This is a genomic window from Stenotrophomonas sp. TWI602 (assembly GCF_039674045.1).
Lineage (GTDB): Bacteria > Pseudomonadota > Gammaproteobacteria > Xanthomonadales > Xanthomonadaceae > Stenotrophomonas.
Window position 1 is genome coordinate 471,906 of sequence record NZ_JBDJMT010000001.1, and the last position, 12,726, is coordinate 484,631.

At 61.0% G+C, this 12,726-nt stretch carries 18 protein-coding genes; 4 read left to right on the forward strand and 14 right to left on the reverse strand.

Annotated features, from left to right (window positions below):
• Positions 1 to 47 precede the first annotated feature (47 nt).
• Entirely contained in the window at positions 48 to 491 is a 444-nt protein-coding gene (locus ABE483_RS02055; RefSeq protein ID WP_346480996.1) for a hypothetical protein, read from the forward strand.
• Here the strand turns inward: ABE483_RS02055 and ABE483_RS02060 are convergent.
• The 8 genes from ABE483_RS02060 to ABE483_RS02095 all read right to left on the reverse strand — a co-directional run bounded on the left by ABE483_RS02060 (position 488) and on the right by ABE483_RS02095 (position 5,512).
• Positions 488 to 1,642: a zonular occludens toxin domain-containing protein gene (locus tag ABE483_RS02060; protein ID WP_346480997.1), complete on the reverse strand. Its 1,155-nt coding sequence runs from the start codon at positions 1,640 to 1,642 to the stop codon at positions 488 to 490. The genes ABE483_RS02055 and ABE483_RS02060 overlap by 4 nt on opposite strands.
• On the reverse strand, positions 1,642 to 1,932 hold the full coding sequence (locus ABE483_RS02065) for a DUF2523 family protein (protein WP_282261737.1): 291 nt from the start codon (positions 1,930 to 1,932) through the stop codon (positions 1,642 to 1,644). The genes ABE483_RS02060 and ABE483_RS02065 overlap by 1 nt, the downstream gene beginning before the upstream one ends.
• The gene (locus ABE483_RS02070; protein WP_346480998.1) at positions 1,932 to 2,924 is read right to left on the reverse strand and encodes a hypothetical protein; all 993 of its coding nucleotides are present in this window, start codon (positions 2,922 to 2,924) and stop codon (positions 1,932 to 1,934) included. The genes ABE483_RS02065 and ABE483_RS02070 overlap by 1 nt, the downstream gene beginning before the upstream one ends.
• Before the next feature lie 550 nt (positions 2,925 to 3,474).
• Positions 3,475 to 3,702 (reverse strand): hypothetical protein, encoded by a 228-nt coding sequence (locus tag ABE483_RS02075; protein WP_346480999.1) that lies wholly within the window; start codon positions 3,700 to 3,702, stop codon positions 3,475 to 3,477.
• A 19-nt stretch (positions 3,703 to 3,721) separates the two neighbouring features.
• Entirely contained in the window at positions 3,722 to 3,928 is a 207-nt protein-coding gene (locus ABE483_RS02080; RefSeq protein WP_346481000.1) for a hypothetical protein, read from the reverse strand.
• 15 nt (positions 3,929 to 3,943) lie between these two features.
• Entirely contained in the window at positions 3,944 to 4,234 is a 291-nt protein-coding gene (locus ABE483_RS02085; protein ID WP_346481001.1) for a single-stranded DNA-binding protein, read from the reverse strand.
• Positions 4,231 to 5,163: a replication initiation protein gene (locus ABE483_RS02090; protein WP_346481057.1), complete on the reverse strand. Its 933-nt coding sequence runs from the start codon at positions 5,161 to 5,163 to the stop codon at positions 4,231 to 4,233. The genes ABE483_RS02085 and ABE483_RS02090 overlap by 4 nt, the downstream gene beginning before the upstream one ends.
• Before the next feature lie 181 nt (positions 5,164 to 5,344).
• The gene (locus ABE483_RS02095; protein WP_346481002.1) at positions 5,345 to 5,512 is read right to left on the reverse strand and encodes a hypothetical protein; all 168 of its coding nucleotides are present in this window, start codon (positions 5,510 to 5,512) and stop codon (positions 5,345 to 5,347) included.
• Positions 5,513 to 5,553: 41 nt separating this feature from the next.
• On the opposite strand from ABE483_RS02095, the gene ABE483_RS02100 reads away from it, so the two are divergent.
• Positions 5,554 to 6,171 (forward strand): hypothetical protein, encoded by a 618-nt coding sequence (locus ABE483_RS02100; RefSeq protein WP_346481003.1) that lies wholly within the window; start codon positions 5,554 to 5,556, stop codon positions 6,169 to 6,171.
• Positions 6,172 to 6,335: 164 nt separating this feature from the next.
• Positions 6,336 to 6,692: a DUF3693 domain-containing protein gene (locus ABE483_RS02105; protein WP_346481004.1), complete on the forward strand. Its 357-nt coding sequence runs from the start codon at positions 6,336 to 6,338 to the stop codon at positions 6,690 to 6,692.
• A 119-nt stretch (positions 6,693 to 6,811) separates the two neighbouring features.
• On the opposite strand, the gene ABE483_RS02110 is transcribed toward ABE483_RS02105, so the two are convergent.
• The 4 genes from ABE483_RS02110 to ABE483_RS02125 form a co-directional block, all read right to left on the reverse strand.
• Positions 6,812 to 7,315, reverse strand: coding sequence for a hypothetical protein (locus ABE483_RS02110; RefSeq protein ID WP_346481005.1), 504 nt, complete (start codon positions 7,313 to 7,315; stop codon positions 6,812 to 6,814).
• Between the two features lie 65 nt (positions 7,316 to 7,380).
• Complete coding sequence (locus ABE483_RS02115; RefSeq protein WP_346481006.1) at positions 7,381 to 8,772, reverse strand: DUF1214 domain-containing protein; 1,392 nt, start codon at positions 8,770 to 8,772, stop codon at positions 7,381 to 7,383.
• Positions 8,769 to 10,190 (reverse strand): DUF1254 domain-containing protein, encoded by a 1,422-nt coding sequence (locus ABE483_RS02120; RefSeq protein ID WP_346481058.1) that lies wholly within the window; start codon positions 10,188 to 10,190, stop codon positions 8,769 to 8,771. Before ABE483_RS02120 ends, ABE483_RS02115 begins: the two co-directional genes overlap by 4 nt.
• A 485-nt stretch (positions 10,191 to 10,675) precedes the next feature.
• Positions 10,676 to 11,080 carry a DUF4279 domain-containing protein gene (locus ABE483_RS02125; protein ID WP_346481007.1) on the reverse strand — a complete coding sequence of 135 codons (405 nt, stop codon included), beginning with the start codon at positions 11,078 to 11,080 and terminating at the stop codon, positions 10,676 to 10,678.
• 32 nt (positions 11,081 to 11,112) lie between these two features.
• Between ABE483_RS02125 and ABE483_RS02130 the strand changes: the two genes are divergently transcribed.
• Complete coding sequence (locus ABE483_RS02130) at positions 11,113 to 11,490, forward strand: SDR family oxidoreductase (protein WP_346481008.1); 378 nt, start codon at positions 11,113 to 11,115, stop codon at positions 11,488 to 11,490.
• A 15-nt stretch (positions 11,491 to 11,505) separates the two neighbouring features.
• Here ABE483_RS02130 and ABE483_RS02135 read toward each other — a convergent pair whose 3' ends face one another.
• Together ABE483_RS02135 and ABE483_RS02140 are read right to left on the reverse strand one after the other, a co-directional pair.
• Positions 11,506 to 12,270, reverse strand: a complete 765-nt coding sequence (locus tag ABE483_RS02135) for an EAL domain-containing protein (protein ID WP_346481009.1) — start codon at positions 12,268 to 12,270, stop codon at positions 11,506 to 11,508.
• A 68-nt stretch (positions 12,271 to 12,338) separates the two neighbouring features.
• On the reverse strand, positions 12,339 to 12,581 hold the full coding sequence (locus ABE483_RS02140) for a hypothetical protein (protein ID WP_313211000.1): 243 nt from the start codon (positions 12,579 to 12,581) through the stop codon (positions 12,339 to 12,341).
• Positions 12,582 to 12,726: the final 145 nt, after the last annotated feature.

The following is a 12,726-nucleotide window of genomic DNA, read 5'->3' on the forward strand; positions in this document are numbered from 1 at the left end:
CCTACACCCCGGCTAGAATGCCAGCAGGATGCAATCTAGGGGGATTCATGGACAGAGAACGGCAAGAGCCGACATTCAGCGCGCCGGACGTGACGGACCTTCAATTTCGCAGCGACCGGGTTCGTCATGTAGCGCAGCAGACAAGCGGCCCGCCTTGGGGATACATCGCCGGGGGCGTCGTGGCCGCCATTCTCATCATCATGGGCTTGATCGAATGGAATGCCCGCAGGCAGGCAGCAGCGATTACGGCGGAGCTGACCCGGCCCATGACAAAGGCCGAACAGGCGAAATTCGACGCAGACGTAGCGAAGCTCACCCGGGAAGCGGAGGCGGAAGCTAGGGCGTTCCGTCGCTCGATGGAACAAGCGTTCGACAGGACGCCCGTGTACGTGGCACCAAATCCGCTACGGCAAGGCGAACGATGCATTAGCGGCAAAAGGCTTCAGCGAATCCAGGGTGGTTGGCGGGACGTACCCAACGACCCATGCTAGCTGCCGCTGTAGCGGTTCTGCACCGATTCGGGGAACGTGCCGATGGGACGCTCTCCAACGGTAATTATCGCGTCGCCGCCTGTCGGCATCACCGGAACGGGAACAGTCGCAGGCTGGGCCTGTGCAGAGGCGGGCAAGCCTGCCGAGGTTTGCATGTCGCGCTGCTGCTTGTACGGGTTGTAAACAGGCCCGTAGCGCGCAAGGGTGCGGCACTCAGGCTGCGAAAGGTCGTACCGGGTGCCCTGCTCTGTCATGCACGTACACGACGCCTCAGAGCGCTTTCCATTGCCGTCAAGGCCTTCCATGCTCGACATGCAAATCAACTGCGGATCGGTTGTGATCGCACGCTGATCGTAGATCGGCGCTGTCCAGGGCATGGTTCCGATGCGGGGCAAGTGCGCCTTTGCGTACTCGGCGGTGCTTGCGTAGGTCACTGGCCCACCCGCGCCCGCCCCCGCTTCGCTGGCGGCAGTCACGGGCAGTCCAGCGCCCATCGGTTGCTGAGCGGCAGGAACAGCCGAATAGTCCTCGATCTTTTTCTGCAATTTCCATTTGATGCCGAGCAGAATCACAGCAAGCACCAGTGTCGCAACCACTAGCCAACGCATCCACATCGGCATACTTCGCTTGGTGGTTACCAGTGTGGTGCTCGTGTAATAGTCAAAGACGTACTTTGGCCTCACCCAGTCAACGACGTCGCTGCACTTGACCTGCACGTTAGTTTGATACTGGTTCCAGCGCTTGAGCTTTGTCTTGCTGCGCATGATCGAGGTCTGTCGGACATGCACATGCTCTTCGTATAGGCCGCGCAGAAATGGATCAAGCTGCAACCCCTGTTGCGCGATCATGATGAAGTCAAAGCCGCGATGCCTGTGCGTGGCCATAGCCTGCACGTGCGCAGGTACAGCAGCGCCCGGATTCCGATTCGGGAAAACCGTGTAGCACTCATCGAGCAAGACGACAGCGCCATCGGGTAGCTGCTCCCACTTCTTCGGGTCATCGACGTACGTCCACCCTGCCTTGGCATAGTCGAGGTCTTTTACGCCGTGAGCGAAGATCGCCCTCCCCTCCTTTTGGAACTTGAACGCCTTGTCCAGCGCATATGCAGTCTTGCCGTGTCCTGGCTGGCCGGTAACGAGATAGAGCGCCATTACTTGCTCCCCAGCTTGCTTAACACGGCCTTCTGCGCGCGCCCGGCAATCCATGCAGAAAGGATCATGGTCACGGCCACGCCAATGCCAGTTGCACCCCAATAGGCCTGCAGGACAGGTGGAAGCGCGCCGAACTTCGACTCAACCAATGATTTGAGCGACGGCATGGCAATCTCATGGGTAACGAAACCGATTCCGAGGGCGAGAAGGATTCGGCCAGCGATGCCGGGCAGATACTGCCGTGCGGCCGAGACAAGAAGGGCTACGAGGGCCGCAATGATCTGAGGCATTAGTTACCACCTCGCGCGAGGATGACAGCCGCGGCGACCGCAGCAATGGTGATGATCAGGGCCTTGATCTGCGCGATGTACTGGCAGAAGAACGGAGGGGGCGTGGAGATGGCCGACATGAACCCGGAGGTGATGCCATTGCTCCCGCCGGAGGCAAAACCCATACATGAACCTCCACCGCCGATGCCGGACTGATCGAGGTCAGAGACGCTAAGGGTCTTTGTGGTCAGAACCTTCAAATCATCAGGTGACGATCCTGCACCGGGATCGGTGGACATGCCCCCGACCTTGGTCCATTCCGGCTGGGCGCCTCCGTTTCCATTGTTGCCCTGGGCAAGTTTCTCGGTAGCGCAGGCAGTGCGCCACTGCATGAGCAGACCGCTGTACTCAAGCGCGTCGCATTTTTCCCCAGTGCACACCGGAGGCGTCGTACACGCACCGCCAGCGATGTTGCGATTCCTGCGGGTGTTGCAGTCAATGCGCCACTGAATACGTGCCTGCCCGCACATGATTGGAGAACCGCTACACGTGGGCGGCGTCTTGCAATCGTCACCGCCGGAGAATTCGTCTTTCTTCTTACCGTCCGAACCCTCGCCGCCTTCTTCCCCATCGTCAGGCTGACCGTCGCCGTCACTGTCCTTTTTGCAGGTGCCATCCTTGCCGCGCACTTCACCTTCAGCGCACTGGCCGTCGCCGGGCAAGCACTTGCCGTCAGGAGACTTGATCTGTCCTGCTGGGCATTCGTTGTCCTTGTTCTTGCATGTGCCGTCAGGCTGCTGCGCCATGCCAGCGGGACACGGCTCCGGCGCACACTGACCGAGCGAATTCTGAGGACGACCGACGCACTTTCCTTCCGGCGGTTCGCACACGTTGAGAGTGGCGTTCCAGTAGTAGCCGTCCGGGTAGTTTTCGCAGTTGGTCTTTTCATTATCCGGACAAGACTGGCCCGTGCCCGACCACGTCATGGAAGAATCTGCGTTGCGCGACCACATCCCGTCGCAACCGTTGCGACAGCCGAGGCTACCGTTCTTGGCGCTTCCACCGCTCGACCACGGGCCGGTACCGGTGTAGGAAGGTTCTGCGCTACACGTTTTAGTGTAGAACCACTGCATCTGGGCCGGCGACACAGGTGACACCTCGCTAGCTGGCACACCCTTATCGAAGCAGCGAGCATTAACGACATAGAAGCCGCGAGTTGACGACTCAGAGGTTCGCACAGTTTGATTAGGACCAGCAGTACCCGTGGGACCAATGATGGCCCTACAGCGAGCAGCAGCACCGTTCCATGCAAGTGCCCCCTGCTTTGCTGCCCCCTCGGTGCACTGGTCATCGTAAGAAGCGCAGTTGGCGGCACTGGCCTGCTCAACGCCGAAAAGCAGACCACCTATGGCGACAACATATCCAAGGATGATGCTCAACCGTCGAGTGCAAGCCATAGACCCCCCAGAAACCCAATCATCACGAAATACCCGGCGTATGCCATGACCCATCCCCTGAATAGAAAAAGGGGCGGGTTTCCCCGCCCCTACTGTTGACCTGGCCTCAGCCGCCAGCCGCTTTTCGGCCCGCACGAATGAGCGCGATCACGCCGGCCATGGTGAGAACGGCGACGCCGATAAGGCCCAGTTCCGCCACATCCATGCCATCGGTAGCGGCCCCGGCCAGCGGACCAGCGAACGCCGGAACGGAAACCAGTGCAGTGGTGACGACCGCTGCGGCCTTGATGCTGACGTTGCGGACCTTGGAACGCAGGTTGATGCTCTTGTTCATGACTCTCTCTCGATGGTGGTTAACCGCCTGAGACCCGGCGGGCTTGCCGGATCATGTATCCGACGCCCCACATACCAGCAATTGCGGCTGACAGTGCGAGGCCTTCGGCAACGTCGATGGGCGGAAGAAGCATCGGCGCTGGTCCATAGAAGGGATACGCACACTGCCCGGTCGAGGCATCGAAATCAGCCTGTTTGCAGTACAGCGTGAGAACGGTCTCTTCCATGGGAACTCCTGAAAATTACGGTTGCGGCTTGATCGGGCCGGGCGTGGGCGACGGCGTCAGCAGTCGAATGCGGCGACCGAACTCCAGACCGCCGAACTTGCTGTTTTCCAGCGACGTGGGGCACAGATCGTAGACGCCCGCCTTGTAGGGCTGCTGGTCTTCATCCAGCGTCATCTTGAACGGAAGCGGGTGGTCGCCCGGGCGCAGCACTGCGGCCTTCTGCTCACGGAACACCGTGGCTGCTTTGCCCTCGCGGGCGGGGAACGAACGGACGGCGATGTTTTCGCTGATGACTTCGACTTTCATAGTGGGATTACCTTCCAAGCGATGGTCCGGCCGAATGCAAAGGTCACTCGCCATGGGGACGGCCAGAACTCCCCTGTGAGCTTGTCGAAATAGCCGCCCTGGCACTTACGGATGTCGGCTTCAGTGCCGAGCGCTTCACGTGCCGATACGGGGGCTTTCCACCACCGCAGTTCGCGGCGGGATTCTGTGTCGAGGCCACCGCAACCATGCGTGCGAAATCCCTTGGGGAACGCAGCAGCAATGACGCTGGTGAACTTCGATGCGTACTTGGCGAGATACCCCACCGCGTTGCGCGCTTTCTCAATCTGGCTGCTGCCGTGCGGCCACCAACCGCGGTGATCGACCTTGCCGAAATAGATGCCCTTGGGCACCCAAATTAGGAGGTGGTAGTGGGGTCGGCCACGCTGGGTAAGCTCACCGACCCATAGGTAACGGAACACCTCACCCGCGAACCGTCTGGCCCGAGCGACAATTCCATTGAAGTGCCCCCGCATGCGTTTAAGTAGCTCGCTAACGTCACGAGGGCCGCTACGGCTTCCGTCTCGGTAGGTGAGCGTGAGCATGTACCACGCCCCACGGCGCGATCCCTTCTTGGCTTCTTGGTCATGGAGTCGTGCACTCGTGATTACGGACTTGCGCAGCCGTTGCGCCCGCGCCAGCAGCGGGTCGATTTCGATGGACAGACGGCCGTGCTTCGGCCCGTTGTCACTTGTTTTGTAATGGACAAGCCCAAGGGCCAGCGCTTCGCGCCGGCCCTCAGCGGTCAACGCGACCGGAGCCGCTGCGAGGTACGATTTGAGCGAAGCACCAGACGCGCGCTTGTTGCGCTGCATGGCCTCTGAGGCCATTTCGGTGCGGCGTGCGGAGGCGTGCATCACGCCGATGGCGTCATCGAACGCGGCAAGCTCCGGGCGCGGCGCAGGCGTCATCCCTTCCAGCTTGATACGGGCGTTCTTGCCGGTGCAGGCAGCACAAAGACCGCCTGCGAAGAAGTAGACGGTAGGCTCGCCGCAGAAGTTGCAATGGCCGGTCATTCGAACGGACCCCGGCCGCTGCGTATGTACCTGTAAAGCCAGATAAGTGCCGGGACACACAGGACGAGGATGAAGATCACCGGCGCACCTCGGCTGACGCCTGGGCGACGAATGCGGCGTCACGGATTGCCTTGGTGCCCTGCTCTTCCCTGCGGTCGATAGCCCAAGAGCCAATACGTACCACGCCGAGGGCGACGCAGATGGAAGCCCCAATCAGGGTGCCGACGCAGACGACGGCGCTCATGCGAGAATTCCGATATCTACGGAGAAGCCACGAGGGCGCGCATGAGTGAGGTTACGTCGGAGGGATACAGAAGGAACCTTCCCGCTTTCATCGCGGTGAGCTTTCTTGCTGGATCGATAGTCACTTGGACTTTGCTTGGTGCAGAAGCTGGCAGCAGGGCGGACTGGGTAGCTGCATTCGGCACGTGGGTTATCGGCATTGCGGCTTGCACTCTCACTTACCGCGAGGGAAAAGCGCAAAGGGATGCGAAGTACGCTGCCCAAACAAGGCAGTTGCGGGTTATGAGCCTCCAAGCCGGATCGCTCAAGCGGTTCGCTGGACGCTTTTTGGAACTGGACAAAGAGGGGAACGCAGGGAGGAACGCAGCAAGAATTGTGGCTATCGCAATCGAGTCGAGATGCGGGGGAATTAAGCTCGACCTGACGAATGTCGATGCGGATAGCGAATTGGAGGCCGCTGCTGGGAAAGTAGAGTTTTGGGCGTTTGCGCTCTCCGCCGTCGCAACTGAGTTTCTTGCCTTGGAGAACCCCCCCAAGCGCCTGGCCCGGGGGAACTGCATTCACTACGACTGGATGTTGGACAACGCGGCGCGCCTTTGCGATGGCGTTGATGCGCTTGCTGGTGTCATCGCGACAAGGATTGAATCGGTCATTAAGTGAGCCGGGTGACACTTTAATCACGCGCATCGTTGCCATGACATGCCCCTCCCCCAGCCCCTAGTACCCCGCCACGGCCTAGGGGAGCCGGGACGGGGTGTATCCACACTCGTGGATACTGAGCACTGTATAAACGGACGTGGATGCCAATGTCAACAGGCGTGGATATGACGACCCAAGAAAAATTGATCGAAGGACTGCGGCAGGCCTTCCCGGCTGAGTCACAGGCAGCCCTAGCCCGGCGTGCAGGACTGAGCGTTCAGAGGTTCAACAATTACTGCACCGGCATCAGGACGATGGACGTGGACGCGGTGATTGGCTGCGCCCAAGCGCTGGGATGGGACGTGCGAAAGGCCGTCGCAGACCATGAGATTGAGACGGCCCCCACCCCGCGAGTCAAGGCTCTATGGCGAAAGCTGGCGGCAACGGCGATGGTCGTAACGATCGCTGCCGGAATAGCCGCAGCGCCTACTGCAGCAACGGTTTTGACGGGTTCAGCTAAGGCCGGAATGTATATTATGTAAAGACGCAGTCTGGCTGATGGGCTACTACGGCGGCTGTTCCTAATTCGTGTCCTTGTCGGCCACGGTGATTGTCTGCCATCTGTATTGCCGCCGCAGTGGCTGAGTGTGCCTTTTCGAGGCTACCCAACATCTCTGGCCACGGCGTTGGCGAGCCGTTCCGGCGCCATGTACACGGTGGAATCGACGAAGGTCGCGTTTGCAGGGGCATAGGCGGCGCCTGGCCCGCTGAACACGGTGATGGGGCTGAAGTAACTGCCTGCGGGACGTTCGGCAACCGCCTGGTAGCCGGTGAATGTGGCGGTGGTGCCATAGGCCACGCGCACCACATCCCAGACGGTCTGGGTGATGGCCCCATCGGGCAGGTTGTAGGTGCCGCCATCGCACAGGGAGAGCCCGCGCGGATTGGTGGTCACGCCAAAGCAGCCCTGCGGTGCACCTGGCGTGGTGCCGAGCAGAGTGCCGCTCCCGGTTACCTCGGGGACGTCTGGCGGAGGCGCGTCAGGCGGTGGGGCTGCTTGGGCCTGTTGACTGAGAAGATGTGCCAACGCGATTGCAATCGATACCGCAAGGGACGCCGGACCACGCGACAGAGAGGGTTTTCGGGTCAAGATAGGCTGCAACATGGCGCCACTCCTTGTCACGGCACTTCCACAATCGGGCGGTCCTCTGAACAGCGTCAGCTGACCGATCAGCGTTGCGTCGGCTGTTTGAGCAACTCTGGCGGGTAGTAGGTTCCGTCCTTCACTCCCAGCTTTGGTCCATAGAATCGGAAGGTGAGACGGTAGTCCTTGCCTTTGGGTGTGGGCAGCCAGTTCTGGTCCGGCGCATCACTGGGCTTCTCGGGTGCAAAATACAGCGTCAGCGAGCCGTCGGCATTGTGCTTGAGTCCGGATTCGCGGTTGAGCAGGAACCGGTTCTTGGGGTTCGGCAGCACGCGGGCGAACACCGGATCCACTGCGATCACGGACCAGAAGTAGTCGGCATAACTCGGTGGCAACGCATCCTTCGGGAAGGTCATGGTGTAGGCATTGTCCCCGTTGAGCTGGGTGCCGGTGCTATCCAGGTTCCCCTTGTAGTACACCACTTCGTCCATACGGTTGGCCCAGATGCCGCCCATGTTCACCAGCGTCCGGCCAAGCCAGTCATCTCCGTAAGTTCCGGCCACTGCGGGCCTGGCCCAGCCATTGCGCAGGGTGCCGTGGCCGACGGTCGGCGACGCCTTCAGCAGATCTCGCTGTGCCTTCTCGCGCACTACCCTCTCAACCCGTGCCCGCTCTGCTGGATCCTGGATGCCGGCGCCGATGGCGCGTGCCTTGGCGGCCACCGGCTCCATGCCGGGGTTGATGTCACGTTCGCTATCGAGCACCTGCACCACGTTGTCGAACGCATCCGCACCCGGCAGGTGCTGTTGGTCGAAGGCAACCACGGGTGGCAGAGAGGGGGTGCCCGGGGCGCCGGTCGCGCGCAGTGCGAACTTGTGCTGCAGCGAGACTGCCTGGTTCCAGTCATCACCCAGCTCCACCCGCGCCAGCATGCGCATGTACTTCACCGGCACATCGATGCGGGTCACGCCCTTCGGCAGCGCCGCGGCTGCACCGGTGAGGCATATGGCGAACTCCCCGGAGGGCTGTGCCGGCTGGGTGCGTTCATTGATGTTTGCCACCGTCTCACCCCAGCCGTTGAGGAACTGCACGGTGTAGTAGCGACCACTGATCTTCGGCACGGTCACAACCGTGCAGCTGTTTTCGTCAACGGCAACCCAGGCTTCCGAGTACGCAACGTCCAGGTTGGGGTTGGGCCAGTCCACGGCACCCGGCTTGCGGTGGGCAATCTCGTTCCACTTCATGCCCTCGGCCAGGTCCGCCTTCTGCTGCCGCAGCACCAGCAGCCGGCCGAGCAGGTAAATCCAGGCATCGCTGATGTCCTGGTCCGAGTAGGCGCGGGCTCCCGCCGGTTTCTCCGGTGCGGTGGTGGCGACGGGCGCCGGCTTGGGCGTGCTGCTCTGTTGTGGACTGCGGTTGCAGCCGGTCAAGGCTACGGACAGCATCACGATCAAGGAGGCGCAGGCGGTTCCGTTCATGCGGTTTTCTCTCCAGCGGGGACCACGGCGGGAGGCGACCACGCGCCATCCAGGATGGCCGCATCCGGCCAGTAGGTGCGCACATACAGCGAGAACGGAGCCCCCCTCGGCGATGGCAACCAGTTGCCTTGCAATGCCGGGTCGCTTGGCGGGTCCGGCTGCACATACAAGGTCAGACTGCCATCGGCCCCGCGGACCAGGTCCTGGTTCTTCGTGCCCAGTGAGAAACGGTCAACCAGGTTGGGAAAGAAGAAGTGCTGGGCGTCGTACAGCGTCAGCGACCAGAATCCTTTCACCGGGGGCTCGCCCTTGGCGAAAGTAACGGTGTAACGCTGGGTTCCGTCCAGTCGCGCGCCGTTGGCATCGAGGTCCTGGTAGAAGTAGGTCGCTTCGTTCGGCTTGTTTACATAGATGTTCGACTTGGCTACTGCAGTGCGGCTGAAGTAGTCGGTGCCGAATCGGGCGCCGTTGCGGATGGTGGTCCAGTTGCCCGGCAACGGAATTCCGAAGTTGCGGAACTCGAGCAGCGGTGCGATCAGTTCGCGCTCGGTCCGTACAGCTTCGTCGGTGATCGTCGCCTTGAGGGCGGGGTCACGTGCAGCGGCATCGACCAGCGCCAAGGCCTTTGCGTATTGGGCCTGCTCGCCCGGAAGCGGCGTGGTGTCGGCCAGCACCGTGGCCAATTCATCCCAGAACGTGGCCGGGTCCACCTTGGGCGCTTCGCTGCCATCCGGTTGCGGCGGGGGCGCGGGAAAGTCCGGCGTGCTGCTCCAGTCGCGTGTCTTCATGCGGCCATCGAACTGTGACAGTGGGTACATGTCGATCTGGCTCAACAGTGCCTGCACCGCTTGTCGATCTTCTTCAGTGTCGTCAAGGAAGACGCGTGGTATGGCGTAGCCACTGAAGGTGGTGCTGCGGAAGACACGGTTGATCTTCTCCGGCGGCTCCCCCTTCCAGTCTGGCCCCACCAGCAGGTAAAACCCCGGCGGCGTTGCGTACATGCTGCCCAGCTCGGCGAAGCTGTCGGTCCGCGTGTCGACCACCTGGTACACCCAGAAGCGGGTGCCGAAATCCGGCACCTGCAGGACGACCGGTTCAATGTCCAACGCCAGTGGACCGCCGCCATACACCACGTCCTGGTTGGGGCACGCCACCTCACGTTCGCTCGGTGCGACATAGTCGGTCAGCATGCTCAGCTGGTTGGGGGGCGCCGCCGGCAGGACCCCTCCCAGCCGGCCCGGGCCAGGGAGTGACTGGAAGTTCACCCGACGGTTGTAAATGTTCACCATCGGCCATGCCCAGAAGTACACGTCTCGCGCCGCCGATCGGGCATAGGCTTCGGTCAGTCGCGTGCCCGGCATGGGGCCCGCGGTTTCATCTGATGCAGACGTGGGCGAACGGTGCGTTTGGTCTGCCATGGCAGTTCCCGTGCGGTGGGCCGATGCCACGATGCTGGGGTATGCGCAGAGCGCCCGCCTCTGGTGTTCTACGCAGGGGAAGCCAGTAAAAGTACGGTGTCTCCTGTACCTGATTAACCAGATTTCGCCGAAAAGCTTATCTCTGGTCACCCAGCTGCCGAAATCTCACCGCTAATCTGCCGAGTCCGCTTTCGGCCAGTAGAAGACCTCTGCCCTACCCCTGATAACGAGCCCTAATCACCGTGATTAGATTTCGCTCTTGGCTGCACGGAGAAGCCCGCCAAGATCCGTTCACCCCTCTCGGCAAGGCGGCGCTACGAATTGAAGATGGCGGGCTGAGTCATCGCTCCCTTGCGCGCTCTAGGGTCACAGCCGCTCTTTCAAGAAGAGCTGCGATAAATGCTAGTTATCGCCCAGGTGCGGTTATCGAACCGCATGCTGACCTCCTACACGAAACGCTGGGCAATTCAGTTCGATGTAGCCGTCTACGGATAGACCTCGATCGACAGCTCTAGTGAAAGCTCGGCCAAGCGCCTCATATCAGCAGTTCCAAGCGTGAAGCCGCTGGATCCTTCGACAAAAACGCCGACGTACAGCTCGGTTCGCCCGCCAGTAAAGGCGATATGGTGGAAAGTGCTTTGGTTATTTTCCAGCTGATCGAGCAGTGGTGCGAGCGCCTCGGTAAAATCACCAGGGGCTTTCCTTAGAAGGCCGAATGTGCAATAGCTTGTTCGATAGAATCCATCAAGAAGTTCTCCCAACGGATTCGTCCTCCTTGATCCTACGCTGTAAGCTATATCTGGCTCCAGACCTATGGCTGCAATAAGAGTTTCAGCGGGCATAAACGGATGCCATGTTCGTATAGAAATAGTGAAATATTCAGTGTTCATAGCCCACCCGGCAAGTATGGACCATAGTGTCCGTGATTTGGATCCAGCGAGTACTGCCGCTGCATGATGCGACGATTGCCTATGCCGCTGCGAAGGCAGCGTTGTCCACTTACAGCAAGGCCCTATCCAAGGAAGTCACTCCCAAGGGGGTGCGCGTGGTCCGCGTGTCGCCGGGCTGGATCGAGACAGACGCTGCGATCGCATTCGTCGAGCGGATCGCGTCCAATGCAGGCACAGATTATGAGGGTGCCAAACAGCAGGTCATGCAGTCGCTGGGAGGCATTCCGCTGGGGCGCCCTGCCCGGCCGGCCGAGGTAGCCGATCTGATTGCATTCCTGGTCTCGCCCCGCGCGTCGTCCATCTCCGGTGTGGAGTACACGATCGATGGCGGCACCGTACCGACAGCCTGAGGCCGTGAGGCGACCTTACATCGCCCCGGTAAGCTCGTCCTCGGTCACTACGCCTTCAAAACGCGGACGAGCAAGCCAGTATCCCTGCATCAGCTCGATGCCGAGATCGGAAAGGCAGCGTGCCTCGTCAGCGGTTTCTATCCCTTCGGCGATCACATCAATTGTCAGCGCTGCACACATGGACACCACACCGGCAACGATGGCGCGCCGTGAGGCGCTCCGGTCAACGCCGCGGATCAAGCCCATGTCCAGCTTGACCATGTCGGGCTGGAAATCGGCCAGCAGGTTCAGGCCGGCAAAGCCGGCACCGAAATCATCGATGGCCGTCTTGAAGCCGATCCGTTTGTACTCGGTGAGGATCTCGGCCAGCCACTTGCCGTCATTGATCTGCTCGCCTTCAACGGTTTCGAAGATGATCCGCTCGACCGGGAAGTCGTGTCGTTGCGCGGCCTCGAGGGTGGAGCGGATGCACAGTTCGGGCCGGTAGATGGCGTTGGGCAGGAAGTTGATCGACAGATGCGACGGCATCCTCAACCGCGCGGCGATCTCGATAGCCTTGGCACGGCATGCCTGGTCGAACACGTAACAGTTATCGGCGGTGACCCGGGACAGCACCGAGTTAGCAGGCTCGCCTGCCGGTCCGCGCACCAAGGCCTCATGGGCGAAGACCTGTCTTGTGCGCATATCGACGATGGGCTGGAACGCATAGCTGAACGCGAACGACAGCGGCTCGGCGTCGCGACACAGCGCGCATTGGGTACGCTTTCGGGTGGAGGGCATGCGCTGGGTTCCTGCACGCGATGGCGAGCGAGCATAGCCGACGCGTGTCAGGACCGCGTCGACGCCCGCTAGGGCATCCCACCACGCTCCCGGTTCCTGTCGATCGCTTTGGCCAATCGGATGTTCCGCACCAAAGCCGGCAGGTAGAACAAAGTGAACACCGCAACCACGATCGCCGACCACATCAGCAGGGAAAGACGCACACCGCCGTAAGCAAAATACATGATCAGATAACTCGCAAGCGCGAAAGCAATGGCCTGCAGGTAGTAGATACCCGCCGTTTTTGCGATCTCCTTGTGGACCCTGTTCATCGTGTTTTCTCTTTCTCAACCCGTGGCTTGAGATCCGGGCTTGAGTTTACCGCTGAACCCAGAACGTTGGCGGCCGTCCGGGAGCGCGGCCCCGGTACCTACTTCTCCCACCGAAGCTGTGCGCCCTTCCCGAATTGCATTTGCG

Excerpts from the sequence above, each read along its gene's own strand:
- ABE483_RS02095 (WP_346481002.1), bottom strand. The coding sequence starts at position 5,512 with ATGAGCGCCGTCGTCTGCGTCGGCACCCTGATTGGGGCTTCCATCTGC.
- ABE483_RS02090 (WP_346481057.1), bottom strand. The coding sequence starts at position 5,163 with ATGACGCCTGCGCCGCGCCCGGAGCTTGCCGCGTTCGATGACGCCATC.
- ABE483_RS02065 (WP_282261737.1), bottom strand. The coding sequence starts at position 1,932 with ATGCCTCAGATCATTGCGGCCCTCGTAGCCCTTCTTGTCTCGGCCGCA.
- ABE483_RS02100 (WP_346481003.1), top strand. The coding sequence starts at position 5,554 with ATGAGTGAGGTTACGTCGGAGGGATACAGAAGGAACCTTCCCGCTTTC.
- ABE483_RS02055 (WP_346480996.1), top strand. The coding sequence starts at position 48 with ATGGACAGAGAACGGCAAGAGCCGACATTCAGCGCGCCGGACGTGACG.
- ABE483_RS02075 (WP_346480999.1), bottom strand. The coding sequence starts at position 3,702 with ATGAACAAGAGCATCAACCTGCGTTCCAAGGTCCGCAACGTCAGCATC.
- ABE483_RS02120 (WP_346481058.1), bottom strand. The coding sequence starts at position 10,190 with ATGGCAGACCAAACGCACCGTTCGCCCACGTCTGCATCAGATGAAACC.
- ABE483_RS02115 (WP_346481006.1), bottom strand. The coding sequence starts at position 8,772 with ATGAACGGAACCGCCTGCGCCTCCTTGATCGTGATGCTGTCCGTAGCC.
- ABE483_RS02085 (WP_346481001.1), bottom strand. The coding sequence starts at position 4,234 with ATGAAAGTCGAAGTCATCAGCGAAAACATCGCCGTCCGTTCGTTCCCC.
- ABE483_RS02125 (WP_346481007.1), bottom strand. The coding sequence starts at position 11,080 with ATGAACACTGAATATTTCACTATTTCTATACGAACATGGCATCCGTTT.
- ABE483_RS02140 (WP_313211000.1), bottom strand. The coding sequence starts at position 12,581 with ATGAACAGGGTCCACAAGGAGATCGCAAAAACGGCGGGTATCTACTAC.
- ABE483_RS02070 (WP_346480998.1), bottom strand. The coding sequence starts at position 2,924 with ATGTGGTCGCGCAACGCAGATTCTTCCATGACGTGGTCGGGCACGGGC.
- ABE483_RS02080 (WP_346481000.1), bottom strand. The coding sequence starts at position 3,928 with ATGGAAGAGACCGTTCTCACGCTGTACTGCAAACAGGCTGATTTCGAT.
- ABE483_RS02135 (WP_346481009.1), bottom strand. The coding sequence starts at position 12,270 with ATGCCCTCCACCCGAAAGCGTACCCAATGCGCGCTGTGTCGCGACGCC.
- ABE483_RS02105 (WP_346481004.1), top strand. The coding sequence starts at position 6,336 with ATGACGACCCAAGAAAAATTGATCGAAGGACTGCGGCAGGCCTTCCCG.
- ABE483_RS02110 (WP_346481005.1), bottom strand. The coding sequence starts at position 7,315 with ATGTTGCAGCCTATCTTGACCCGAAAACCCTCTCTGTCGCGTGGTCCG.
- ABE483_RS02060 (WP_346480997.1), bottom strand. The coding sequence starts at position 1,642 with ATGGCGCTCTATCTCGTTACCGGCCAGCCAGGACACGGCAAGACTGCA.